Genomic DNA, 24,939 nt, shown 5'->3' with positions numbered 1-24,939 from the left:
ATGAGCGGCTTCAGCCAGCCCGCGCGTAGCGCAGGAGATGGTATGTGGGATCGCCGAACTGAATGTTGATGGACGCGATGCGTTTGAGATAATGACCGACGTTGAGTTCGTCACTCATGCCCATGCCGCCGTGAAGCTGGATCGCCTGTTCGCCGACGAAGCGCGCGGCCTCGCCGATCCTCGACTTTGCGCCGGATGCAAGCTTCGAACCCTGCGGATCGCCTTCGGCCACGGTCAGGTTCAGATGCTGAGACAGCGACGTCGCTTCTTCCAGTGCGATGAACATATCGACCATTCGGTGTTGCAAGACCTGGAAAGTCCCGAGCGCCACACCGAATTGCTTGCGGGTCTTGGTGTAATCCAGCGTCGCAGCGTTCAGCACATCCATTGCGCCGGTCGCTTCTGCGCAGAGCGCCGCAATTGCGCGGTCCCGGCAGGCTTCGAGGGCCGCGACACCCTCGCCTTCAGCGCCAAGCAGGCGGCTTGCCGGAACCTTGACGTTCTGAAGCGATATTTCTGCCGCGCGCCGCCCATCGATGGTCTTGAAGCTCTGCAGATGAAGCCCGGCCGACTGGCGGTCCACGATGAACAGACTGACGCCGGCGCTGTCACGCTGGCTGCCTGAGGTTCGCGCGGAGACGATCAGCTTGTCGGCCCACGGCGCGCCGATCACCGCGGCCTTCGCCCCGGCAAGAACGTAGTTGTCGCCGTCGCGTTTCGCGATCGTGCCGACGTTGTTGAGATCGTAACGCGACTTGCCTTCAGCCCATGCCAGCGCCCATACCGCCTCGCCCGCCATGATCGGCGGCAACAGGTCCGCGCGCTGCGCCTCCGTGCCGTTGTTCTCAATCAGACCGCCGGCCAGCACGACAGTCTCGAAATACGGCTCGACCACGAGATGGCGGCCGAATTCCTGCATCACGATCATGGTCGCCAACGGACCGCCGCCGAGGCCGCCAGAGGCCTCCGAAAACGGCGCGGCCAGCAAGCCAAGCTCGGCGAACGCGCGCCAATGCTTCGTGCTCCAGCCCTCCTCGGTCGCGACGATCTTACGGCGCGTCTCGAAACTGTACTGATCGCGCAGCAACCGCTGGACGCTACTGCGCAGGAGTTCCTGTTCTTCCGTAAACTGAATATCCACCGGATGCCTCGTGCGACGCTGTTAAAGTCCAAGCACCGCTTTCGCGATGATGTTGCGCTGGATCTCGTTGGATCCGCCGTAAATGCTGAGCTTGCGCGCGTTCAGGTATTTTTCAGGCGCGGTATGGCCGTCGGCAGGCCCCGGCATGAAGATGTTTGCACTGACCGGGTGTTCCCGAAGCGCGAGACCATAATTGCCGATGGCCCGATGCGTCAGATCGGTGATGCGCTGGAAGATTTCAGTGCCCCTGATCTTGAACAGCGACGCTGCCGGTCCCGGATCGATGCCGCGCGACATCTGTGCCACCACACGAAGCTCGGTGGCTTCGAGCGTCAGCACGTCAAGCTCGACGCGCGCGATATCCTTGGTGAATTCGCCGAACGCCGGATCGTCCTCGCCGATCTCCGTCTTCACGATCTTCTTCAGCTTGTTGAGATAGCGGGTCGAACGCCCGATGCCCGCCATGCTGGTCCGCTCATTGCCGAGCAGGAATTTCGCATAGGTCCAGCCCTTGTTCTCCTCGCCGATCAGGTTTTCGGCCGGAACGCGGACGTTCTCGAGAAACACATCGTTGACTTCGTGCGAGCCGTCGATGGTGATGATCGGACGCACAGTGACGCCGGGTGTCTTCATGTCGATCAGCAGGAAGGAAATGCCGGCCTGCGCCTTGGCGGCCGGGTCGGTTCGCACCAGACAGAAGATCCAGTCGGCGTGCTGGGCGAGCGTGGTCCAGGTCTTGTGGCCGTTGACGACGTAATGGTCACCCTCGCGCACCGCCTTGGTGCGGACCGACGCGAGATCGGAGCCGGAGCCCGGCTCGGAATAGCCCTGACACCACCAGTCTTCACCGGACAAAATCCGCGGCAGGAACCTCTTTTTCTGCGCCTCGTTGCCGTAGGTATAGATGACGGGTCCAACCATGGTCACGCTGAACGCCAATGGCGGAAGCGTCCCGGCGCGGGTCGTTTCCTGCTCCCAGATAAAGCGTTGTGTGATCGACCAGCCGGGTCCGCCGTGTTCCTTCGGCCACAGCGGCGCGATCCAGCCCTTCTTGTGAAGGATCTTGTGCCAGAGCATCGACTGCTCCTTGGTCAAATCCGTTTCCGGATTGGGCACCCGCATTTCCGACGGATAGTTCTCTGCGATGAATGCCCTCACCTCATCGCGGAATGCGGCGTCTTCGCTGGAAAGCTTCAGCTCCATCGGACGGCTCCGTTACCACTTCTCGCCGAACGGGCGGATTTCCGTCTCGAATGTCCAGGCATCGCGCGGCTGCTGATAAAGCTGCCAATAGGTTTCAGCGACCGCCGCCGGGCGCATTAGACGGTTCGGATCGAGATTAGCGATCGCGTCCTTGCCCTCGCGATTGGCTATCAGTTGCCGAACCCACTCGGTATCAACACTCGAGTCGATGATGAGATGAGCGACGTGGATGTTCTTCGGACCCAGTTCGCGTGCGATCGATTGAGCCACGGCGCGCAAGCCGAACTTGGCGCTGGCAAAGGCGGCGAAACCCGAACCGCCCCGCAGGCTTGCGGTCGCACCCGTGAAAAAGATCGCTCCCTTGCCGCGTGGCAACATCACGCGCGCTGCCTCGCGACCGGCGAGAAAGCCCGAGTAACACGCCATCTCCCAGACCTTGCGGAATACACGCTCGGTGGTCTCGAGAATCGGAAAATTGACATTGGCGCCGATATTAAAAATACAGACCTCCAGCGGAGCATGCTTGTCGGCATCGGAGATGAAAGCGGTGATTTCATCTTCCTTCCGGGCGTCCAGAGAACGCGCGAATACCGTGCCGCCCGCCGCTTCGATCTCCTTCACCAGCGGCGCAAGCTTCTCGCCCTGACGCCGGCCGACGAACACGGTGAATCCCTCAGCCGCGAATTTCTTGGCGATCTCGCCGCCGATGAAATCTCCGGCTCCGATCACAGCCACTGTCGCGTTTCGTTTCTGCAAGATCTTTCTCCCGGCAAGAGTTAGGTTTGAAATTCATCACGAATCCTAAGGACCCGCGTCGCGACGTCACGCGTCTCGCAGCGACTCAGCGAGTTTGTGTTTGAGAATTTTGCCGGTCGATGTCGCCGGCAACGCGTCCAGCACTACTATCTGGGACGGCCGCTTGTAGGACGTGAGCTGCGGACTGACATATGCCATCAGTTCGGAGGGCGTGACCTTCGATCCGGTCATCAGTTGAACGAAAGCCACCACTTCTTCGTTGCTGTCCACCGTGCGGCCCACCACGGCCGACTGAACCACAGCATCATGGGAATTGAGCACCGCCTCCACTTCCGCCGGATAGACGTTGAAGCCGGACCGGATAATCATTTCCTTGGTCCGGCCGACGATGAAGAGACAATCGCCGTCGAAATGCGCCAGATCTCCGGTGTTAAACCAACCGTCCTTGTCGATCGCTTTCGCGGTCAGATCGGGCGACCGATAGTACCCGAGCATGACGTTGCGTCCGCGCACATGAAGCTCGCCCACCGTTCCGTCGGTGATGATCGCGCCGTCACGGCCGACGATGCGAGCCTCGACGCCGGACATCAGCTTGCCGACCGCCTGATCCGGCCGCGGCGAATCCAGCCGAACGCCCGAGATGCCGGGCGAGCATTCGGTGATGCCGTAGCCATTCAGCAGCGACAGACCGAATTCCTTCTCGGCGCGGTGCTTGAGATCGAGGTCGAGCGGTGCGCCGGCGACGGTGATCATGCGCAGCGCGCCTGTGTTTATCTTGTCGATGCCTTGCAACGTCTTGTACTCCAGCAACCGCTGGAAGGTCGCGGGCACGCCATTGAGAATGGTGACGCCATCCTCGGCTATCGCCTTTGCAGTCGCGGCGGGATCGTATTTGCTGACGAGTTGAACCGTGCCGCCGACCATCAGCGTCTGGAGAAGAAGCGAAATGCCGACGATGTGAGAGATCGGCAGCACCACATAAACCTTGTCCCGCTCGTCCATCTTCCGGAACATCGCGATGGCTTTTGCGCTGAACAGAAGATTTTCATGGGTCAGCATCACGCCCTTGGGCGTCCCGGTCGTTCCAGACGTGTAGATCAGAACCGCGACCTGCTTTGCGGGATCGGCCTGCACCGGTTCGGCGGACGTCGTTTCATTAAGCGGACCGATGCCGATATTTTCCAAAGGACCAACATTGCCAATGGTCGCACCAACCCGTTCGGCGTGGGTTGCAGCTTCCTTGGAAGCATCCACCGTAAAAAACATTAGCCGCGAGCCACTGTGATCGCGAATCTGATCGAGCTCACGCGGCGACAGCCGGGGGTTGGCGACGATCGCCCACGCCTCGATCCGGCTGGCGGCGAGCAGCAGGCCCGCCAGCGCAATGGAGTTCTCGCTGACGATCATCAGCCGATCGCCGGGCCGGACGCCAAGCGTTCGCAGCGCAGCCGCAATTTGCTGAACCGATTCGGAAAGCTGCCGGTACGACCATGTGACAGAGCCATCGACGAGCGCTGGATGACCTGGTTTCACGGCAAGCGCCCGATCCATTGCCTGATGCAAACGTTCCGGCATGTCTTCAAGAATGTCAGCGACGTCTATGGTCTGTGCTGCGCTTGCCAATTCAACCTCCCCGGCAATGTCCGGCCGCTTCAGGGGCGACCTTCGACAACGCAAACTAACGTTCTTTTTTGGAACTAGTCAATCGCATTTGATGCAACGCGGCACAAATCTGATGTGCGCGCTGTTAAATGCAAGGTGTTCAGCGGCATTGCAGCGACGGCGCCGGTTTACAACATCGCTCACGGTCGCTATGAATGAAAGTACTAAATAAGAACTATATGGGAGGATACCTTGGCTGGAACCAAAGGCGTGGCCGTGTTGGTGGGTGCGGGTGATGCCATCGGGGCAGCGGTCGCCAGACGCTTCGCCAGGGGCGGATACAAGGTCTGCGTGGCCCGCCGCGATGCCGCCAAATCCCAGGGACTCGTCGATGAATTGAAGGCGGAAGGTTGCGACGTCCACGCCATCAGCGTCGATGCCCGTCAGGAGGCCGACGTGCAGGCCATGTTCGCCCGGATTGAAAAAGAGATCGGGCCGATCGAGGTCTGCCTCTACAATGCCGGATCCAACGTCAACAAGCCGCTGTTGGAAACCACCGAGAAGCTGTTCTTCAAGGCATGGGAACTTGCCTGCTATGGGGGGTTTCTCGTCGGACGCGAAGCTGCGCGCTATATGACGCAACGCGGCCACGGCACCATCCTGTTCACCGGCGCCACCGCAAGCGTACGCGGCGGCAAAGGTTTCGCGGCATTCTCGTCGGCCAAGTTCGGCCTTCGCGCGGTCGCGCAATCGATGGCCCGCGAACTCGGACCGAGGAACATTCATGTCGTTCATCTGCTGATCGACGCCGCTGTCGACAGTGAAGCGATCCATCTGCGCATGAAGGCCGCAAAGGGAATCGAAGCGAGCGATATTCCGCCGGATAGCCTGACCAAAACTTCGTCCATCGCCGACGCTTACTGGTTCGCGCATCAACAGGCGCGCGATGGCTGGACGCACGAACTCGATCTGCGTCCCTCCGTGGAGACTTGGTGAGATGGCCGCCGCTCCGCATCTCGTCTTATGGGGCGTCGGGACCAGCCGAACGATCCGGCCGCACTGGGCGCTGGCCGAACTCGGGCTGACGTACGAAACCCGCGCCATCGGTCCTCGCACCGGCGAGACCAAGACCGAGGCCTACACCAAGCTCAATCCGCGGCAGAAAGTCCCCCTGCTCCAGGACGGAGATTTCTGCATCGGCGAAAGCGCGGCCATTGTCGCTTACCTCTCGCGAACGTATGGCAGTCCGGACAAATCCCTGATTCCGGAGGACAAGCAGGCCTACGCGAAGTGGCTGGAGTGGTGCTTCTTTATCGTCACCGAACTCGATTCCACCAGCCTGTACGTCATGCGCAGGCACGGCGCCGATGCGCTTGGCCATATCTACGGCGTCGCGCCGGAAGTGACCGCCAAGGCGGGCGAATATTTCCGCGAGCAGTTGCGTCACGTCGAAGTCGCGTTGGACGATGGCCGCACGTTTCTGATGGGCGATCAGTTTACGAGCGCGGATATTCTGCTGACGACATGCCTCGACTGGGCCATCGCTTACGGCGTCGGCATCTGTGACAACGCCCAGCCCTATCTCAAGCGCATTCAGCAGCGGCCGGGCTATCAGCGTGCGAATATCGCGAATACTCCGCCCGCTCCCGGCGAACCGGTTGTCCGTCCCGCGTGATTTTCTGGTCTGTTAAGGACCGCAGACAACTTCTGCAGCCTAGCAGATCTCGTCAGACTGCCACCCTGACAGCTTTGTCGGCGACCATGGCGTCGATGGCGCTGTCGCTGTAGCCGAGACCGCGCAACACGTCGCGGGAATGCTCGCCGACACGCGGCGCGGGTCCGCCAATGGACGCGGCGTTGACTTCAAAGATCGCTGCCGGCTTCGGCTGACGCACGCGGCCCACCGTCGGCTGGTCGAATTCCTCGATAAGACCGCGCGCCACCACCTGATCGTTGCCGATGATTTCGCCACGGCGCAAAATTGGCGAACACGGCACATCCGCTGCATCCAAACGTTCCAGCCATTCAGCGGTGGTGCGTTGGGAAATGTATTCCTGCATCTTGTTGATGCGCGCGGTAGCGTTGATAAAACGCGCGCTCGGCGTCGCAAACCGCTCGTCTTTGACAAGCTCCGGATCGCCCGACGCCTTGCAGAAGCCCTGCCATTCGGAATCCGAAATGGTGCCAGCGGTGATGTATCCGTCCAGCGTCTGGAACACGAGATCGGGCCGATCGTTCGGATCGCCAACCGCCGTCTCCTTGCCCACGACCGTGTACTGCATCATGCCTTCCGGCCACAGATAAGAGATCATGGTGTCCAGCATGGCGACCTGGATATAATCGCCCTTACCGGTCTTCTCGCGTGCATAAAGCGCCGAGGAGACAGCCTGTGCCGTGAACACCGAAGTTGTCTTGTCGCAGACGATGGTGCGGATCATTTGCGGCCGGTTCGTCACCGGCTGCGACTGGATGTCGGCAAAGCCCGACAGCGCCTGGACGATTGGGTCGTAGACCCGCTTCTTGACGTAAGGACCACTGTCACCGACCCCGCTGATCGAAACATAGATCAACCGCGGGTACTTCTTCCGCAACTCATCATGACCGAGTCCGAGGCGCTCCATTGTGCCGGGACGGAAGTTCTGCACCAACACGTCTGCCTGCGCCGCGAGTTTGGCCAACACCTCGCGGCCTGCTTCGCTCTTGATATCAATCGAAAGCGAGCGCTTGCCGCGATTGCATGACACAAACAGCGCGGAGAACTCTCCGGCCGCGTCGATCAAGTTCCGGCTTCGGCGGGTGCCGTCGCCGCCAGTCGGCTCGACCTTCAGCACATCCGCGCCCTGATCCGCCAGAAACATCGTCGCGTAGGGACCCGACACCACCGCCGTCAGATCAAGAACGCGCACACCGTGAAGGGGACCGGGCATTTGCTTCTTCCCTGTTGATTGGCAATGCGGCTGCGATCCGCCTCGCCGTTAGGCTTAAACAAATATCGCGATCAGGCTGACTTCGCGCTTGCCCCGCCGAGCTGCGCGACAATCGAATCCTCGACATCGCGAAGCTGGTCCTTGCCGAAGAACATTTCCTTTCCGACGAAGAAAGTCGGCGAGCCGAACGCGCCGCGGTTCACCGCGTCGGTCGTAACCTCAATCAGCTTCTTTTTTACGTCGTCCTGCTGGGCGCGTGCGATCAACTTGTCGATGTCGACACCGGAGGCAATGAACGCCTTGCGGAAGGTTTCGACGTCGTCCATTTTCTTCGGCTCTTCCCACATGTGATGATAGGCGGCGCGGAAGTAAGGCTCGAATACGTTCTCGAACTGGGCCGCAACAGCGCCGCGCATCAACATCAACGTGTTGACGGGAAAAAAGGGATTCGGCTTGAAACCGGTGATATTGTGTCGGCGGATGAACCGTTCGGTTTCCAGCGCCTGATACTCGGGCTTGTTCTTGATGCCGCGCAGCGAGTCGAACGGCGACATGTTGTTGGTCGCCTTGTAGATGCCGCCAAGCAGAACCGGGACGTATTCGAACTTGACGCCGGTGCGCTTCTCGATGGACGGAAGAACCTTCTCGGCCAGGTAGGCGTTCGGACTGCCGAAATCGAATTGAAACTCGACTTTCAAGGGTTTAGCCACCGCAGTTCTCCTCCTCTGACGCTCGCTATACAGCGTGCTTTTAGACCGGCCACCCTTGTCCGGGCGATAGGTCATTCATAGAGTTCTAAAATCGAACTGTCAATTCTGACGGCTCTGTATGCGATTTTGATCCAAACTGGCGAGAATTAGGACTTTTGTCCAACTCAGTGCCTATTTAGAATGGGGCTGCAGCAGGCTATGAATATGATTTGAGAACCGCGCTGTGGACGAATCGGAGACTGACCATGAGATGGGATGAACTTGAAGAGGAGCCATGCTCCATGGCCCGCACCATCGGCGTGATTGGCGACCGCTGGAGCCTGCTGATCCTGCGCGAATGCTTCCTGCGGACCCGCCGGTTTGAAGCCTTCCAGTCGGCCCTCGGCATCACCCGCCATCTGCTGGCCGAACGTCTCAAGAAGATGGTTCGCCTCGGCGTGCTGCGCCGCGTGCCCTATCAGGAGTCCCCGAAGCGGCACGAGTATATCCTGACCCAGAAGGGCCTCGATCTCTACCCGATCATGATGGCCATCGTTCACTGGGGCGACATTCACATGGTGGACGAGCGCGGCCGGCCCCTGCTCCACGAACACCAGAAGTGCGGCAAGCACTTTAACCCGGTGATGATCTGCTCGGAATGCAACGAACCGCTGCTGGCGAAAGAAGTCCACGTCCACCCCGGTCCGGGCGCCCGGCCGAAGGTCGTCGAGATTCAAAAGCCGGCCAAAACCGCGAAAGCAAAATCAGCCAAGAGCAAGGCGGCCGGTCGCGCCGCCTGATCGTAGCTTGGTCAGGTCAGGCGATCAGGTCAGGTCCTGCGTCCATCGGCGGCTTCGCGCCTGGCAATGGCGAGATCACTCTGAACCATTTCCTTCACGAGTTGTGAAAAGCCGACCGTCGGCGTCCAGCCCAGTTTTTCACGAGCCTTCGTTGCATCGCCAATGAGGAGATCGACTTCGGTCGGACGGAAGTACGTCGGATCGACGCGCACCACGATCTTGCCGGTTTTGGGATCGATCCCGACTTCATCGACGCCCTCACCGCGCCAATCGATCTTGCGACCAACCTCGGAAAGCGCGACCTCCACGAATTCGCGAACCGAACGTGTTTCGCCGGTAGCCAAAACATAATCATCCGGCGCATCGGCCTGCACGATCTTCCACATGCCCTCAACGTAATCCCGCGCGTGGCCCCAATCGCGTTTGGCGTCGAGATTGCCGAGATAGAGCGTTTCCTCGAGTCCGACTTCAATGCGTGCGATACTGCGCGTAATTTTCCGCGTGACGAACGTCTCACCACGGATCGGACTTTCATGATTGAACAGGATGCCGTTCGAGGCGTGCATCCCGTAGGCCTCGCGATAATTCACCGTGATCCAGTAGCCATAAAGCTTGGCAACGCCATACGGCGAGCGCGGATAGAACGGCGTCGTTTCCTTCTGAGGAACCTCTTGAACCAGCCCGTAGAGCTCGGACGTCGATGCCTGATAGAAGCGGGTTATCTTTTCTAATCCGAGAATGCGGATTGCCTCCAGCAACCGAAGCACGCCGATTGCGTCGGCGTTGGCCGTGTATTCCGGGCTCTCGAAGCTCACGGCCACATGGCTTTGTGCGGCGAGATTGTAAATTTCGGTCGGGCGAATTTGCTGCATGAGACGAATGAGATTCGTCGAGTCAGTCATGTCGCCGTAGTGCAGCAGGAAGCGGACATTCTCGACATGTGGATCTTCGTAGAGATGATCGACGCGAGCGGTGTTGAACGATGAGGAGCGCCGCTTGACGCCATGGACCGTATATCCCTTTCCCAGCAGATATTCGGCGAGATAGGCTCCGTCCTGTCCGGTCACGCCGGTAATGAGGGCAACCTTGTTGTCTGATGTTTCGGTAGGCACGTTCACTCCAAGGCGCTTCAAAATATTGGAAATAACAGATTAAAGATTGTTTATCGCGGCCGTAGCGCCGCCGCACGATTGAATAACGCGTTAACTGGCGCAAGTAGATTGGCGGGCGCATCGATAATCACGCCCCGCAGAATGAGCCAGAGGCTTCCCGCCCCCACCGCCGCCAGCATGAGATATTGAACCAGGACCGCGACAGGCTGCGAGTTCGATGTCGTCGAGAGACCAAATCCGGCGATGCGCACCACCAGAATGCCGACGACGAGAAGGGCAATGGCGAAATTCCGGTTCTGCCGCGTGGTACGCGGCGCGCCGAGAATGGCAAACGCCATCAGGACAAAAACAAAGGGATAGATCGGCGCAAAAATCCGGTCATGCAGTTCGCTGCGGAATTCGCCCGGCACTCGCTTGAATACCGGATCGTCCTCCGGTGGTGAGATCAGGTCTCCCATCGATCGCTCGCGAGGGCCGTATGTCACGCTCTGAACGACATTGGAAAATTGGGAAAGATCGAACGCATAGCTGTTGAAGGCGACCAGCGCCGGGTCACGCTTGCCGGTTTCAAAGCGCTGCAGATTGCCTTCCTGCAAAATCAGAAAAGAGCCTCGCTCGTTTTTCTGAACCGTGCCGCGGTCTGCGAGAATATTGATCCGCTCCGCCGGGTTGCGCTGATCGTCGATGAAAATTCCGACGAGAAGCCCACCTGGCTGCCGGCCCTGAATGCGGATGGTCAGCGGACCCAGTTTCTGGAATTCACCGGGGCGCAGGATGTTTGTCAGCACGTCCGCGCCGATTTCGGTCTGCCACTTCCTCAGCGCGCGCAGGCATTCCGGCGCGAGATAGATCGAAAGAAAGGCGACCAGCAAACTCACGATGCAAGTCGCGATCATGAACGGCCGTAGAAACCTGCCCGGTGACAGGCCCGCCGCGTTCATCACGATGATTTCTGAATCGGTCGCGAGCCGGTTGAGCGTGTGCATCACCGCGATCAGCAGCGCGAGTGGCGCAATAATCATGGCGAGCAGCGGAATTGCCAGACCCGTGACGCCAAGGAAAACCAGGATCGACTGACCCTGCCCCGTCATCAAATCGATGCCGCGCAACGCCTGCGTAATCCATATGACCCCTGTCAGCGAGACGAGGACCAGCAGGAACGCCATCAACGTTGTTCGGACAATGTAGCGGTCGATAGCGCTCATATGGCTTCCGGCGACGGCCCGCAGGAGGCGGGCCGATTGCAGTTATCATCTTGAGCTATATCGCATATTTCCTGCTGTCTTCATCTAAAATTGCATCGGACCGGGAGGAAAATCCCCGTCACCGCGAGGCGGCAGCCGATTGCGGCGGCAAGATCAGGGCGGTCGACACCGTCCGCCGGCCAAACCTGCCGCCTGTCCCGCCGCAGGCACCCGAATGGTGCCCGCCCTTGAGTTGGATTTTCAGCTACGTGTCAGCGTGATGTTGGCGCCCTTGAACTCGCCCCCTTCGGAACGGATCACGACCGACTGGGAGTTGCCGCGCGTGTTCAGAACCAGGTCCGCGGAGAAAGTACCGGCACTGACGACCACCTGAAACCGGCCGCCGGCCGTCGAGCCCCTAACGTCGCCGCTGACGTTGCGCGTCGCCTCACTCCAGGTCCCCGTCAGCTTGCCGTCGTTCGAGACGACATTGCTGGTCAGCTCGATCTTGTAGCTATCGCTGGCACAGCGCAGCGTCTGTTGAAGGGCGTTACCGTCCTGTCTGACAGCATACGTCGCCTTGCAGCGGATCGCTTCACGCGCCCCTCCTTCCAGCGAGATATTGCCCTTCCCCGACCAGACGCCCGCCATTCCGGCAAATGGCTGAGCGGACTGGGCGAGAGCGCCGCCCGCGACGAGTGACAATCCAAAAATAGCGGCAACAGCCGTATACCGTCCGATCGATTCAAACGAAAACATCATACCTCGCATCTGACATGCCCCATCGAGAGATAAACCGGCTGAATCCCGGATCCGCCTGCTAACCTTGCTGAAGCGGTAACGGTTCCCGATCATCTGTCTCGAATAAGGACGAATTTTGAAACGGCAAGGTTTCCGCCTCACAATCAAACGCTTGTGAATCCGACTCCGTCCTTCGCAAAGCCCGAAAGTTGCCGTATTGCAGTGGACAGCCGCCTTCAATGCTTGGGCGAATGCTAGCCGGAATCATCGGCAGGAGGCTGGACAAATGCCCGGCTCTCCATGCCGTCAAACGAGGAAGCCTCCTTGACGAGCCCACTCGCCGCAAAAATCAGCCGAGAATTCGGCACCCCTGCGCTCGTCATCGACATGGATCGCGTCGAACGCAACATCGCCCGCGTTCAGGCAATCTGCGATGCAGCCGGCGTCGCCAACCGGCCGCATATCAAGACACACAAGAGCCCGCTCCTCGCACAGCTCCAGATCAAGGCCGGCGCAAAAGGCATCACCTGTCAGAAGCTGGGTGAAGCCGAGGTGATGGCGGCGGCCGGCATCGACGACATTCTCATCAGCTACAATCTGATCGGCGATGAAAAGATGGCCCGTCTAGGGGGCCTGCTGGCAAACACCAGCATCACAGTTGCCGCGGATAATCCCGTCGTCATTTCGGGATTGCCGGTGGCAGCGGCAGCAGCGGGCCGTGCGCTGCCGGTCGTGATCGAGTGCGATACGGGCCGCAAGCGTGCCGGTGTTGAAACACCCGCGGAAGCCATCGCGCTCGCGCGCCAGATCGACGACGCGCCGGGTCTCACGTTCGCAGGGCTGCTGATGTATCCAACAGAGACCGGCTGGGGCGATGCGCAGCGATTTTACGATGAAACGCTGACAGGCCTTCGGCAGATCGGACTCGATCCCGCCATCGTCTCGACCGGCGGATCGCCCAACCTCAAGAATGTCGGAAAACTGAAGGGCGCGACCGAGCACCGGCCCGGAACATATATTTACAACGACCGGATGCAGGTCGCCGCCGGAGTCGCATCGTGGGACGACTGCGCCCTGCACGTTTATTCCACCGTGGTCAGCCGCGCGGCGCCCGATCGCGGCATCCTCGACGCAGGTTCAAAGACACTGACCGCTGACACCGGCGGGCTCGACGGCTACGGACTGATCCTCGAACACCCGGAAGCGAAGATCGCGCGGTTCGCCGAGGAACATGGCTTTCTCGACCTCACGAAGAGCAACACCCGGCCGGCGGTCGGCGATGTCGTTCGCATCGTGCCCAACCATGTGTGCGTTGTGGTGAACATGTCGGACGAAGCGGTAATGGTGCGCGGCGATGAGATCGTCGGCATCCTGCCAATCGCGGCGCGCGGCAAGCTGCGATAGTTTTCAGAGAAACCTCGCAGCAAAGCTCAGCGCCGATTGTATCCGGGCGAGAACATGTTCTTGAGCTGAATCAGGAACGTGAAAATCCACGCGAGCCCGTAGAGACCCGCCAACCCCAATGCCGTGCGGCGGTCCATCAACGACAAACTCACCCAATACCACACGCGATAAATCCACAGCCCGGTCGTCGCCACACCCAGGAAGCAAACCAGCAGTTTCAAACCTGGACTGTTGGCGACGCCTACAGCGGCGAACAAAATCGTCGCGGGAATGAGGAACATCTGACAGGCGGAAATCAAAGTCTCGTTCATGGCGGCTCCTGCGAATCGCAGGAATTCTAGATCATTCGCCGGTCACGCCGCGAATAAGCAGGACACTGTGTGACTGAATGAGAGATTGGTCGGGACCGCATTCGGCAAGCAACACACGCGGGTTGCGGGTCCTGAAATGCAGGCGGCACCGCTGGGCGGATCGCACGGGATGCAATCAGCACGAAGCTGTCCGCTTGGTTGCCGGGTGGCATTGTCTGGCGATGGCGGATATCCCAAGATGGATCACACATCGAGACAATGTAAATAATTGATTTTATTGATAATTTGGTCGGAGCGAGAGGATTTGAACCTCCGACCCCTAGTCCCCCAGACTAGTGCGCTAACCGGGCTGCGCTACGCTCCGAACCGTGCCAAGAGGCACCGATGCTGTAGCCTCGTTCAAGCCGCTGCGCAAGAAGGACAGACTCGCGATTGTCGCTCCGGATTGCGCCCGAACGCGGCTGTACAGGCCGCGCGGCGCGAGGATTTGCTCACGCCGGCTAGAAGAAAGAAAGGCTCCCCCAAGGGAGCCTTTCCAAAGTGCAGCGGGCAATTAATGCATGTGATTACGATGGCCGTAACCATGGCCGCGGCCGTGATGATAATGGCCATGACCGCGCTTCTTCACGATGACGACTCTGTCAGCGCGGTTGTGAGACCGGCGCCAGCCGCCGTGATGGTGACCACCGCCCTTTTTAATAACGATGGTTTGCGCTTCAGCCTGAGTCGTGGAAACCGGAATAGCAAAACCTAAAGCGGAAATAGCCGCGAGAGCGATTACAAGTTTGCGCATTTTATCCTCCTCTAATGTGCGCAACCTCAATGCCCTCCGGTGACGCTTGTTCCGGTCCGAGGGAGATTAGTTTCCTGAATGATTATTCAGGGAGGGACGAGAGGAATCGTTGCGAGGGCCGATTCATCGGCGCGAAATCGATTCTGCGTATGATGCTATCGCGGGAGCCAGTCCTTCGCGGGTGTGCGTATGGCTCCGTCAATTGTCCTTCAGCGCTTGATCGATCAGCGCTCGCGCTCCGATGAGGTCGTCCAGCGCGGCCTGAAGTTTGCCCCGGTCTGTTGGTTTCGTGCTTTTGCGGACACTTGGAGGAGCATAGGCCTCGGCGCCGGACAGTCCGTTCGCTGGCCCCGGTTGCACGGGCTTCGGCACAACAGCTTTCGGCGGAGTTGAGTCCACCAGCGGCGGGCCCAGCTCACGCAGCGATAACGGAGAGGCATAATCATCGTCGCGCGCAGCCGCGGCTTCATCGTCAGCGAAGTCATCGTCGTTGTCGCTCTCGACATCGACCCGATCCGATGTGCGGTCGTCCTTCTCGGCTCCAAACGACGGTTCGTCGAAAAGCGCGGAGGCATGATCCGCCGATACATCGGTGAGACCCTGTACCGACTTGATTCCATGCTCGCGCAAAATGCGCTGCACGCCGCGAATGGTGTAACCTTCGCCGTAGAGCAGCCGGCGAATTCCGCGCAGGAGATTGACGTCGTCAGGGCGGTAATAGCGGCGCCCCCCGCTCCGCTTCATCGGCTTGATCTGACTGAAGCGTGTTTCCCAGAACCTCAGGACGTGCTGCGGCACATCAAGGTCATCAGCGACTTCGCTGATCGTCCGAAATGCGTCCGGCGCCTTGTCCAAGTGCAGGCCCCCCGTTTGAACGCCGCCGTACTCAATGATCAGTCGTCCGCGCCCGCCGGGGCGCCGCTGCCATTGCTGTTACCGTTGATACGCTGCTTGAGAATCGCTGACGGCTTGAACACCATAACGCGGCGCGGAGAAATCGGCACCTCCGTTCCGGTCTTGGGATTGCGACCGATACGCTGTCCCTTCTTGCGCACCATGAAGGAGCCGAACGACGATAGCTTCACCGTCTCACCCTTCTCCAGGCAATCGGTGATCTCCTTCAGTACAAGTTCAACGAACGCGGACGACTCCGTGCGCGAGAGTCCTACCTTTTGGTAGACTGCTTCGCACAGATCGACACGTGTGACTGTCTTCCCGGTTCCGGTCATCATCGCCTGCCCCGCCCACGGCGAAAAATATTGTGTTCTGAAATTATGAGCTTAGCGACCGAGGGTCAACCTTGCTCATCGATGCAACCGCATGAAAGTGTTTTCAAATATCATTAGACTTTAGCAAATTACCTACCACCGCAAGAGCGCTGATCCCCACGTGAAGCCGCCGCCCATCGCTTCCAGCATGAGAAGATCGTTCTTCTTGATGCGTCCGTCATCGGCCGCCGCCGCGAGCGCCAAGGGAATCGACGCTGCGGAGGTGTTTCCATGGCGATCGACGGTCAGCACCACCTTCTGCGGCGCAATATGGAGCTTCTTCGCCGACGCATCGATGATGCGCTTGTTGGCTTGATGTGGAACCAGCCAGTCGATGTCGTCCGCCGTCGTACCCGTCGCCTGGAACGCATCGACGATGACATCGGTGATCATGCCGACAGCATGTTTGAACACTTCACGCCCTTCCATCCGCAGATGACCCACGGTCTGGGTGCTGGAGGGACCGCCGTCGACGAACAGCTTGTCCTTGTGCCGGCCGTCGGAACGCAGGTGCGTCGTGAGAATGCCGCGATCCTTGGATGTGCCGGCCTGCGGCTGGGCCTCGAGAACCACCGCACCCGCGCCGTCCCCAAAGAGAACGCATGTTCCGCGGTCGTTCCAGTCCAGAATGCGCGAAAAGGTCTCAGCGCCGATCACGAGAGCCCGCTTGAACGCACCGCTCTTGAGGAAGTTGTCGGCCGTCGCCAGTGCAAAGATAAACCCGGAGCACACCGCCTGGAGATCGAACGCAGCACCGTGGTTGATGCCGAGACCGTTCTGGATGGCGACAGCGCTGGCGGGAAAGGTGTTGTCCGGCGTTGAGGTCGCCAGGACAATAAGGTCGATCGACTGCGCGTCGATCCCTGCATTGGCAATGGCCGCCTGAGCCGCCTTGAGCCCGAGATGCGAGGTGAACTCGCCCTCCGCTGCGATGTGGCGTTGTTTGATGCCGGTACGCTGAACGATCCATTCGTCCGAGGTATCAACCATCTTCGCCAGTTCGGCATTGGTCAGAATGCGCTCCGGCAGATAAGCGCCGTAACCGAGCACAATCGAACGCATCACAGTCACGAGACAGCCTCCTGCGCGTTCGGCACAATCGAAAGAGCGTGGCCGTCGCGATTGAGTGTTTGATTGATCTTGGGCAGGAGATCGTAGCGAACCATGTCATAGCCAACATCAACCGCCGAAGCAAAGCCCTCAGCATCGGTGCCGCCATGGCTCTTGATGACCACGCCGTTAAGCCCGAGAAAGACGCCGCCGTTGACCTTGCGGGGATCCATCTTGTCCCGCAGCGCATTGAAAGCGCCGCGTGCGAAAATGTACCCGAGCTTGGAGCGCCAGGTCCGGCTCATCGCGCTGCGCAGATATTCCGCGATCTGCCGCGCGGTTCCCTCAGCGGTCTTCAGAGCGATGTTGCCGCTGAACCCTTCGGTCACGATGACGTCGGCGGCGCCCTTGCCGATCCCGTCGCCCTCGACGAATCCGATGAAGTCGAGCTGCGGCAGGTTCATGGCCCGGAGCAATTCCGCGGCACCGCGAACTTCCTCGACGCCCTTCACTTCCTCGACGCCGATGTTGAGCAGACCCACCGTCGGTCGCTCGAGATCGAACAGCACCCGCGCCATGGCGCTGCCCATAATGGCAAGCGAGGCGAGATGGCGCGCGTCGCCGCCGATCGAGGCGCCGACATCAAGCACCACGGACTCGCCACGCACCGTCGGCCACACTGCCGCGATCGCGGGGCGGTCGATACCGGACATCATCCGCAAGTTCAGCCGCGCCATCGCCATCAGCGCGCCGGTATTGCCGGCGGAAACAGCGACGTCAGCCTCACCCTTCTTCACGGCGTCGATGGCCAGCCACATGGACGACGACTTGCGGCCGCGGCGCAGCGCCTGGCTCGGCTTCTCGTCCATGCTGATCGCAATATCCGCATGAATGACCCGAGAGACGGCCTTCAGCGCCGGATGTGCGTCCAGTTGCGCTCCAATCAGGGCGCTGTCGCCAAAGAGCAGAAATTCAACGTCGGTGTGCCGCCTGAGCGCGAGAGCCGCGCCCGGAACAATGACCGATGCACCGAAATCGCCGCCCATGGCGTCAAGCGCGATCCGAACCTTTTGCGGCATAAAGCGTCCCGGAAACCTGATCGTTGCGGCCTCGAAGCGACTGGCCGCGAGCTGAAAGCCATCGTTCTGACAGCATTAGGCGAAGGTATTCGCCAAAGACAGCGCGACCTCGCCGAGCTGCGACAATAGCGTTTTTGTGGTGCGATACAACGGCTTGACCGAAGCCAAGGGTTCGGTCAGGCGTTCCCGGCGCGCGATGTTACTTTCCCTTGGGTTTCTTGTCTTTGGACCCCTGAGGCTCATCCAGACCGGCCTTGAGCGCCTTGAGGGCGGCAAACGGGTGCTCATCCGGGTCTTCCGGTATTTCGGGCGGGGCAAACGCGATGCCCGGCTTTCTCGGATAGGGATCAATTCCTAAAATCAGGTATTCCGTGGCGAGTTGGCCAAGGTCGATGATGCCGTTGAGGATTGGCTCGGGCAGATCCGGGATCTCGGCCTCGTCGCCCTCCTCCTTCTGAACGGATTTCGGGCTGGCTGGAATTTGCGCCGCCGGTGCGAACACCGCCGCGATGGTCTCGTCGAGATCATTCTCGACGGGATCCAGCGTCACGACGCAGGTCTGTTCAACGCGCGCACGGATCTTGCCGGTGACATTCATCCGGCCGCCCACCTCAGGCACGACCGCGAAGGTGGCCGTGGCCTGCAGCACGGCATTCACGCCGGCAGCCGCCGCGATCCGGTCTCGCTGCGCGGCGCTGGCTTCCAGAACCTGATGCAGCCCAGCCTCCGGGACCTGAGCGACCACGATTGGAAAGCTCCAGGGAAGATCGCTGTCCGGCATTTGGCCCATCTTGCTCATGTTGCCGCCTGCTGAAGCACAGCCAGAGGCTTGGGGAAAGTCCGCGATCCCGCGCGAAGGGCCGTATCGTCCAATGCCGCTAGGCTAGCGGCGGCATCACGCACATAGGCCGCAAGCGCCCGCGCGCTCTCCGGGAGTTCTCCGTTGAAGACGTTGCGCGAGAGTGCCAGCGCCAGTTCCTCATCGCCGGTCTCGAAGGCTAGATCGTAGGCGGCCGAGCGGCCATAAAACGCCTCACCGAACGCCTGCATACGTTTCGGCACGGTCAGGTCGCCGACTCCCATTTCGCGAAGGTTGTCATCCATATCCTGGCAGAAATGGTCAAAAAGCGCCTGCGACAGGCGATCTCCCCCTGCCACGGACTTCAGCCGGCGCAGCACCAGCCACAAATGCAGGATCACCATGTCGAATCGGCCATTAACCGTGTCGCGCACGTGGAAGCCGCTGTAAAATGCCGGTTCTCGCGCTTGCGCCACGATCATGCCATAGATGGCTTCAATGGTGCCGCGCGGGGCGGTGGGGTTCCTGAAACGATTGAACGGCCAGAGCATTTTCGGTTCCACATCGAAGCCGGGGACGATATCTGATCGTCCGAAAGGCTCCCGGTGTATTTGAAATCGGAAGTCTTTGAGATTTGGAAGTCCCGCCCGGTACGTCAACGCTACGGCTGATGCAAGAGGCAAGAGGAAGGCCCGACAAGAGATGACTGTTTCCAGACAGCCCGGTCTTCATCTTGCGCGACGGTTCGCGACCCGCTTGCGCGTGGTTGCAGCCACCGCGCTTGTTTGCGCCGCTTTGACCGCCTGCACCGGCGAACAGTTCCAGAAGGGCTATATCCTGCCCCCGGGCGCGTTGGAGCAAATTCCCATCGGCGCGAGCCAGGACCAGGTCCTGATCGTGATGGGAACGCCGTCTACCGTCGCGACCTTGAGCGGCGAGGTGTTCTACTACATTTCCCAGCGCTCCGAACGCAAAGTCGCGTTCATGCATCAAGAAGTCATCGACCAGCGCGTGATCGCGATCTACTTCGATAAGAACCGCACGGTGCAGCGTGTCGCCAACTACGGATTGCAGGACGGCAAGATCTTCGACTTCATCAGCCGCACGACACCGACCAGCGGTCAGGAAATGAGCTACCTCACGCCGCTCTTCAAGCTGCTCAGCCCGCGCTGATCTCAGGCGTCAGCCACTGATCGCGCCCACGGACATTTCGCTGCGCGAAATCGCTCTTGCTTGACGCAACGGTCGCGCCCGCTACGCTCCATCCCAACAATATCTCGCAAAGAGATGATCGCTGGGAGGATACCGATGAAGCGCTTACTGTCCCGCCGTACCGTGCTGTCCGGCGCCGCTGCACTGTCCACAAGTCCGCTATGGCCACGCTCAGCGAAGGCCGCCGACTGGCGTCCCACCGATACGGTCCGCATCATCGTGCCGGCAGCGCCCGGCGGCAGCACCGACGTGATCGGACGCTACCTTGCACAGCATCTTCAGCAGTCATGGGGAATCTCGGCCGTCGTCGAAAACAAATCCGGCGGCGGTGGCACCATAGGCACCGCGTATTTCGCGCAGCAGAAGCCTGACGGGAACACCATTCTAGTCGGCAACCCTGGACCGAACGCGGTGGCCTTCAGCATCTTCCGCTCGCTACCCTACAAACCCGAGCAGCTTCAGCCAGTCAGCAACGCGATCCGGATTCCCAATATCGTGTCGGCGCATCCGTCGAGCGGCATCAAGTCGATTCCGGAATTGATCGCCTATCTCAAGGCCAACCCGGATAAATTGAACTACGGCACGTCGGGCGTGGGACAAAGCCCGCATCTGACGGCTGTCTGGTTCCTGCAATTGACCGGGCTGAAGATGACGCACATCCCCTTCCGCGGTGCTGGACCCGCGCTCACCGGAGCGCTCGGGGGCGATGTGTCGATCCTGTTCGACAACCTCTATCCATCCTTGCCGCAAACCGAAGAAAAGAAGCTCATCGCATTGGCCGTAACGACGCCGGAACGCAGCTTCAAGGCGCCGAATATCCCGACCATGCGTGAGAGTGCGCCGGAACTCGCCAACTTCGACGTGTCGTCCTGGTTTGGAATGTTCCTGCAAGCTGGCGTGCCGCGCCCCGCGCTCGATGCCTACAACAACGAGATCAAGAACATGCTGGCACGCGCTGACATCAAGAGGAACATCGACGCGATGGGCGCCGTGCCAGACTATGGTTCGCCCGAGCAGTTCACGACCTTCATCAATGACGAAATCAAGAAATTTGCCGGCATCATCAACAAGGAAGGCCTCAAGATGGACGTCAACTGACGTCACGCGGGCGGGCTTGTGAAAACAAAAACGGCCGCCCGATCTGGGCGGCCGTTTTCCGTTCGATATGAGCAGATCAGACCGACATCAGTCCCTGCTCGACAAATCTGTAACCCGCCTCCCAGCGCTGATGCTGTTCGGTGTCTTTTGGATAGGGATTTTCGTGCGGCTCGTTATTGAATCGCGCGAGCTTCCCCTGCTCGAACGGGTCGCCGTCATCCGCTGCCATGATCTCGCTCCCTTGGTGAACGAGAGATAACGCGGAACCAGCCGAGAGTTTCCGGACAACCTGAAAATTATCGCGGGGAAAACCCTTCGATCTGTCATCAAATGGCAACAATCGCGCGTTGCATCCGCGCAAAGAAAAAGCCCCGCGACTTACGTCGCGGGGCTTCGTTATTGATTCAACTTGAAGATCAGTGAGCCAGGATCGCGAGCAACAGCAGCGCCACAATATTGGTGATCTTGATCATCGGGTTCACGGCGGGGCCCGCCGTATCCTTGTACGGGTCGCCGACGGTGTCGCCGGTCACGGCCGCCTTGTGAGCGTCCGAACCCTTGCCACCGTGATGGCCGTCCTCGATGTACTTCTTAGCGTTGTCCCATGCGCCACCACCCGAGGTCATCGAGATCGCGACGAACAGGCCGGTGACGATCACGCCGAGCAGCATCGCGCCGACCGCCGAGAACGCCGCGGACTTGCCGGCCGCACCGCCGCCCGCGATCGCATAGATCGCGAAGTAGACAACGACCGGTGACAGCACCGGCAGCAGCGACGGAATGATCATTTCCTTGATCGCGGCCTTGGTCAGAAGATCGACGGCCTTACCGTAGTCAGGCTTATCCGTGCCCTTCATGATGCCCGGCTTTTCGCGGAACTGACGGCGCACCTCTTCGACGATTGCGCCGGCAGCACGGCCGACAGCCGTCATGCCCATCGCGCCGAACAGGTACGGCAGCAGGCCGCCGAACAGCAGGCCGACCACGACGTAAGGGTTGTTCAGCGAGAAGTCAGGAATGACACCCTGGAAGTACGGATACTTCGCGGCATTGGCGATGAAGAACTTGAGGTCTTCATTGTAAGCCGCGAACAGCACCAGTGCGCCGAGACCGGCCGAACCGATGGCGTAGCCCTTGGTGACGGCCTTCGTGGTGTTGCCGACCGCGTCGAGCGCGTCGGTCGCCTTGCGAACTTCCTTCGGAAGACCAGCCATTTCGGCAATGCCGCCGGCATTGTCGGTGACGGGGCCGAAGGCGTCGAGTGCGACAATCATGCCAGCCAGAGCCAGCATCGTGGTGGTCGCAATCGCGATACCGAACAGGCCCGCGAGGCTGTAGGTGACGAGGATGCCCGCGATGATGACGAGCGCCGGACCGGCGGTCGATTCCATCGAGATCGCGAGACCCTGGATCACGTTGGTGCCGTGGCCCGTCACCGAAGATGCCGCGATGGACTTCACCGGACGATAATCCGTGCCGGTGTAGTACTCGGTGATCCAGATGATGAGACCCGTCACCACGAGACCAACGACACCGCACTCGAACAGTGCGAGGCCGGTGTACTTCACGCCCGCGAGCGGACCGAAGCCGATCAGCTGATGGATGACGAACGCAACGCCGAACAGCGACAACACGCCGGTGGCGATCAGGCCCTTGTACAGCGCGCCCATGATCGACTGGCTGGCGCCCAGCTTCACGAAGAAGGTGCCGACAATCGAGGTCAGGATGCAGATGCCGCCGATGGCGAGCGGCAGGATCATCATGTTGGGCAGAAGCGCTGGCGCACCGGCGAAAAAGATCGCCGCGAGCACCATGGTGGCGACAGCCGTCACCGCGTAGGTCTCGAACAGGTCGGCCGCCATGCCGGCGCAATCGCCGACGTTATCGCCGACGTTGTCGGCGATGGTCGCCGGGTTGCGAGGATCATCTTCCGGAATGCCGGCTTCGACCTTGCCGACGAGATCGCCGCCGACGTCCGCACCCTTGGTGAAGATGCCGCCGCCGAGACGGGCGAAGATCGAGATCAGCGATGCACCGAAGCCGAGCGCCACCAGCGAGTCGACCACGATGCGGTCGTTCACGGCGAGCCCGCGGCCCTGCGTCAGGTAGATGAAGTAAAGCGTCACGCCAAGCAATGCGAGACCCGCAACCAGCATGCCGGTGATGGCGCCCGCCTTGAAGGCGAGTTCCAGACCGCCAGCGAGCGACTTGGTCGCCGCCTGCGCGGTGCGGACGTTGGCGCGCACCGAGACGTTCATGCCGATGAAGCCCGCGGCTCCCGAGAGTACCGCACCGATCAGGAATCCGACCGCAACGAGGATGCCGAGGAAGTAAGCCAGCAGCGCGAAAATCACGATGCCGACGATCCCGATCGTCATGTACTGGCGTTTGAGATAGGCCTGCGCGCCTTCACGCACCGCCGCAGCGATTTCCTGCATACGGGCGTTGCCCGCATCGGCGGCGAGGACCGACGAAGTTGCCCACGCGGCGTAGACGATGGAAAGCGCTCCCGCGAGCACGATCAACCATAATGCTGTCATTGATGTTGCCTCAGATCCCTGAATGTTTCCCCAGAAACGCCCCCGCTGGCCGTACAGGGCGGCCGGGCGCGCAAAAAAGGAGGCATGCTTCGTCAAAAGGCGAAAAGCTGCCTCAATTCGGCGCGGACAATGCCAAAATCATACCCTTGACGCAACGCCGCCAAGGCCTTGAGCAGCGCTTTTTCGGACGATTCAACAAACGTCGCACGTGCGTCGGTTGCGGCGCGAAAATCGTTAAAAGTGGCTGTAGGACAGGCGTTTCAGCACGACAGGCTTGCCCGCGGCATCAAGAAACCGGGGCACAGCCGCACCAGCGGCGACCTTTCCGATGCTGATCAATGGCACATCGGCCTGCCGCGCCGCCGCGCTGAACGAATCCCACCGATTCTCGGGGATCGCGCAAAGGACCTCATAATCGTCCCCGCCCGACACGATGGCTTCGATGTCGGCGCTTCCGTTCGCCACCAAGGCGCGCACCGGAGCCGACAGTGGAACACCCGACAGATCGATGTCCGCCGAAACACGCGAGGCCGCACACAATTTCGCAAGGTCGCCGGCCAGTCCGTCCGAGACATCCATGGCCGCGCTCGCATGATCGCGGATCGCGGCCGCGAGCACATTGCGCGGCTGCGGCACACGGTAGCGCTGGATCAGAAAATCGCGCGACGGCGCGTCGAGCCCCTCGCCCGTGATCCGGTTTGTGAGAATCCGCAATCCCAGCGCCGCATCGCCGATCGTGCCGGTGACAACGATCCTGTCGCCAACCTTCGCGCCGTCCCGGCGAACCATCTTGCCCGGCGGGACCCGGCCAAACGCTGTAATCGAAATCATCAGCGGCCCGGGCGTCGAAACCGTATCGCCGCCGAGCACGGGACAGCCGAACGCCGTTGCATCCGCACCGAGGGCGCGCGCGAACGGCGCGAGCCACTCATCCTTCGCTTCCCGCAACGCCAGCGTCAGCACAAAGCCCGCAGGGATGGCGCCCTTCGCTGCCAGATCCGACAGGTTCACCCGCAGCGCCTTGCGCGCGACGGTGTCCGGCGGATCGTCGGGAAGGAAGTGAACGCCCTCGACGATGGCATCCGTGGTAATCACGAGATCATCGCCGGAGTTCTTGAGGAGCGCGGCATCGTCGATCAGGCCAAAAGCGCCGGGATCGGTGGCGAGCGGGCGGAAATAGCGCGCAATCAGATCATGCTCGCCCGATGCTTTGGCACCCGGCGGCGTCAT

At 60.5% G+C, this 24,939-nt stretch carries 26 protein-coding genes and 1 tRNA gene; 6 read left to right on the top strand and 21 right to left on the bottom strand.

The annotated features are described in order from the left end of the window. Positions 1-10 precede the first annotated feature (10 nt). From AC07UB_RS00695 to AC07UB_RS00680, 4 genes are all read right to left on the bottom strand, one after another. Positions 11-1,141, bottom strand: a complete 1,131-nt coding sequence (locus AC07UB_RS00695) for an acyl-CoA dehydrogenase family protein (protein ID WP_494652532.1) — start codon at positions 1,139-1,141, stop codon at positions 11-13. Positions 1,142-1,162: 21 nt separating this feature from the next. Next, positions 1,163-2,344 carry an acyl-CoA dehydrogenase family protein gene (locus tag AC07UB_RS00690; RefSeq protein ID WP_494652534.1) on the bottom strand — a complete coding sequence of 394 codons (1,182 nt, stop codon included), beginning with the start codon at positions 2,342-2,344 and terminating at the stop codon, positions 1,163-1,165. Positions 2,345-2,356: 12 nt separating this feature from the next. After that, positions 2,357-3,100, bottom strand: a complete 744-nt coding sequence (locus AC07UB_RS00685) for an SDR family oxidoreductase (RefSeq protein ID WP_492789582.1) — start codon at positions 3,098-3,100, stop codon at positions 2,357-2,359. Between the two features lie 66 nt (positions 3,101-3,166). Beyond that, the gene (locus AC07UB_RS00680; RefSeq protein ID WP_492789584.1) at positions 3,167-4,723 is read right to left on the bottom strand and encodes a class I adenylate-forming enzyme family protein; all 1,557 of its coding nucleotides are present in this window, start codon (positions 4,721-4,723) and stop codon (positions 3,167-3,169) included. Positions 4,724-4,954: 231 nt separating this feature from the next. On the opposite strand from AC07UB_RS00680, the gene AC07UB_RS00675 reads away from it, so the two are divergent. Then, complete coding sequence (locus AC07UB_RS00675) at positions 4,955-5,698, top strand: SDR family NAD(P)-dependent oxidoreductase (RefSeq protein WP_494652537.1); 744 nt, start codon at positions 4,955-4,957, stop codon at positions 5,696-5,698. Position 5,699: 1 nt separating this feature from the next. Beyond that, positions 5,700-6,377 carry a glutathione S-transferase family protein gene (locus AC07UB_RS00670; RefSeq protein ID WP_492789588.1) on the top strand — a complete coding sequence of 226 codons (678 nt, stop codon included), beginning with the start codon at positions 5,700-5,702 and terminating at the stop codon, positions 6,375-6,377. A gap of 52 nt (positions 6,378-6,429) precedes the next feature. Here AC07UB_RS00670 and AC07UB_RS00665 read toward each other — a convergent pair whose 3' ends face one another. Both AC07UB_RS00665 and AC07UB_RS00660 read right to left on the bottom strand, forming a co-directional pair. Further along, positions 6,430-7,629 (bottom strand): CaiB/BaiF CoA transferase family protein, encoded by a 1,200-nt coding sequence (locus AC07UB_RS00665; protein WP_492789590.1) that lies wholly within the window; start codon positions 7,627-7,629, stop codon positions 6,430-6,432. 71 nt (positions 7,630-7,700) lie between these two features. Continuing rightward, entirely contained in the window at positions 7,701-8,339 is a 639-nt protein-coding gene (locus AC07UB_RS00660; RefSeq protein WP_492789592.1) for a 2-hydroxychromene-2-carboxylate isomerase, read from the bottom strand. 245 nt (positions 8,340-8,584) lie between these two features. Here AC07UB_RS00660 and AC07UB_RS00655 point away from each other — a divergent pair, with 245 nt between their 5' ends. Beyond that, a complete protein-coding gene (locus tag AC07UB_RS00655; protein ID WP_492789594.1) occupies positions 8,585-9,118 on the top strand; it encodes a winged helix-turn-helix transcriptional regulator in 534 nt (177 codons plus the stop codon). Positions 9,119-9,147: 29 nt separating this feature from the next. On the opposite strand, the gene gmd is transcribed toward AC07UB_RS00655, so the two are convergent. From gmd to AC07UB_RS00640, 3 genes are all read right to left on the bottom strand, one after another. Then, complete coding sequence (gmd, locus tag AC07UB_RS00650) at positions 9,148-10,230, bottom strand: GDP-mannose 4,6-dehydratase (RefSeq protein WP_492789595.1); 1,083 nt, start codon at positions 10,228-10,230, stop codon at positions 9,148-9,150. Positions 10,231-10,280: 50 nt separating this feature from the next. Beyond that, entirely contained in the window at positions 10,281-11,435 is a 1,155-nt protein-coding gene (gene lptF / locus AC07UB_RS00645) for an LPS export ABC transporter permease LptF (protein WP_492789597.1), read from the bottom strand. Positions 11,436-11,675: 240 nt separating this feature from the next. Then, the gene (locus tag AC07UB_RS00640) at positions 11,676-12,173 is read right to left on the bottom strand and encodes a hypothetical protein (RefSeq protein WP_492792633.1); all 498 of its coding nucleotides are present in this window, start codon (positions 12,171-12,173) and stop codon (positions 11,676-11,678) included. A 306-nt stretch (positions 12,174-12,479) separates the two neighbouring features. On the opposite strand from AC07UB_RS00640, the gene AC07UB_RS00635 reads away from it, so the two are divergent. Beyond that, the gene (locus AC07UB_RS00635; protein ID WP_492789599.1) at positions 12,480-13,559 is read left to right on the top strand and encodes a D-TA family PLP-dependent enzyme; all 1,080 of its coding nucleotides are present in this window, start codon (positions 12,480-12,482) and stop codon (positions 13,557-13,559) included. Between the two features lie 26 nt (positions 13,560-13,585). Here the strand turns inward: AC07UB_RS00635 and AC07UB_RS00630 are convergent, their stop codons facing one another. The 9 genes from AC07UB_RS00630 to AC07UB_RS00590 form a co-directional block, all read right to left on the bottom strand. Continuing rightward, positions 13,586-13,870 carry a hypothetical protein gene (locus tag AC07UB_RS00630; protein ID WP_492789601.1) on the bottom strand — a complete coding sequence of 95 codons (285 nt, stop codon included), beginning with the start codon at positions 13,868-13,870 and terminating at the stop codon, positions 13,586-13,588. A 286-nt stretch (positions 13,871-14,156) separates the two neighbouring features. Next, positions 14,157-14,234: transfer RNA gene (locus AC07UB_RS00625), tRNA-Pro, on the bottom strand. A gap of 189 nt (positions 14,235-14,423) precedes the next feature. Beyond that, a complete protein-coding gene (locus tag AC07UB_RS00620; protein WP_492789603.1) occupies positions 14,424-14,663 on the bottom strand; it encodes a hypothetical protein in 240 nt (79 codons plus the stop codon). A 198-nt stretch (positions 14,664-14,861) separates the two neighbouring features. Further along, complete coding sequence (locus AC07UB_RS00615) at positions 14,862-15,518, bottom strand: MerR family transcriptional regulator (protein ID WP_492789604.1); 657 nt, start codon at positions 15,516-15,518, stop codon at positions 14,862-14,864. Between the two features lie 38 nt (positions 15,519-15,556). After that, a complete protein-coding gene (locus AC07UB_RS00610; protein ID WP_492792635.1) occupies positions 15,557-15,892 on the bottom strand; it encodes an integration host factor subunit alpha in 336 nt (111 codons plus the stop codon). A 132-nt stretch (positions 15,893-16,024) separates the two neighbouring features. Further along, a complete protein-coding gene (locus AC07UB_RS00605; protein WP_492789605.1) occupies positions 16,025-17,002 on the bottom strand; it encodes a beta-ketoacyl-ACP synthase III in 978 nt (325 codons plus the stop codon). After that, entirely contained in the window at positions 16,999-18,060 is a 1,062-nt protein-coding gene (gene plsX / locus AC07UB_RS00600; RefSeq protein ID WP_492792636.1) for a phosphate acyltransferase PlsX, read from the bottom strand. Before plsX ends, AC07UB_RS00605 begins: the two co-directional genes overlap by 4 nt. A 199-nt stretch (positions 18,061-18,259) precedes the next feature. Next, positions 18,260-18,859, bottom strand: coding sequence for a YceD family protein (locus AC07UB_RS00595; RefSeq protein ID WP_494652543.1), 600 nt, complete (start codon positions 18,857-18,859; stop codon positions 18,260-18,262). After that, complete coding sequence (locus AC07UB_RS00590; RefSeq protein WP_494652545.1) at positions 18,856-19,410, bottom strand: ubiquinol-cytochrome C chaperone family protein; 555 nt, start codon at positions 19,408-19,410, stop codon at positions 18,856-18,858. The genes AC07UB_RS00595 and AC07UB_RS00590 overlap by 4 nt, the downstream gene beginning before the upstream one ends. A gap of 151 nt (positions 19,411-19,561) precedes the next feature. On the opposite strand from AC07UB_RS00590, the gene AC07UB_RS00585 reads away from it, so the two are divergent. After that, on the top strand, positions 19,562-20,032 hold the full coding sequence (locus AC07UB_RS00585) for an outer membrane protein assembly factor BamE (protein WP_492789611.1): 471 nt from the start codon (positions 19,562-19,564) through the stop codon (positions 20,030-20,032). Positions 20,033-20,167: 135 nt separating this feature from the next. Then, positions 20,168-21,169, top strand: a complete 1,002-nt coding sequence (locus AC07UB_RS00580; RefSeq protein ID WP_494652547.1) for a Bug family tripartite tricarboxylate transporter substrate binding protein — start codon at positions 20,168-20,170, stop codon at positions 21,167-21,169. A gap of 76 nt (positions 21,170-21,245) precedes the next feature. Here AC07UB_RS00580 and AC07UB_RS00575 read toward each other — a convergent pair whose 3' ends face one another. From AC07UB_RS00575 to thiL, 3 genes are all read right to left on the bottom strand, one after another. Continuing rightward, positions 21,246-21,398 carry a hypothetical protein gene (locus AC07UB_RS00575; protein WP_492789615.1) on the bottom strand — a complete coding sequence of 51 codons (153 nt, stop codon included), beginning with the start codon at positions 21,396-21,398 and terminating at the stop codon, positions 21,246-21,248. A 187-nt stretch (positions 21,399-21,585) separates the two neighbouring features. Then, a complete protein-coding gene (locus tag AC07UB_RS00570; RefSeq protein ID WP_492789616.1) occupies positions 21,586-23,709 on the bottom strand; it encodes a sodium-translocating pyrophosphatase in 2,124 nt (707 codons plus the stop codon). 234 nt (positions 23,710-23,943) lie between these two features. After that, entirely contained in the window at positions 23,944-24,939 is a 996-nt protein-coding gene (thiL, locus tag AC07UB_RS00565; protein WP_492789618.1) for a thiamine-phosphate kinase, read from the bottom strand.

Source organism: Afipia sp. GW821-FHT04G03, from assembly GCF_059419985.1.
The sequence above is the reverse complement of the archived record's forward strand: the minus strand, read 5'-3'. Positions and strand labels throughout refer to the sequence as shown.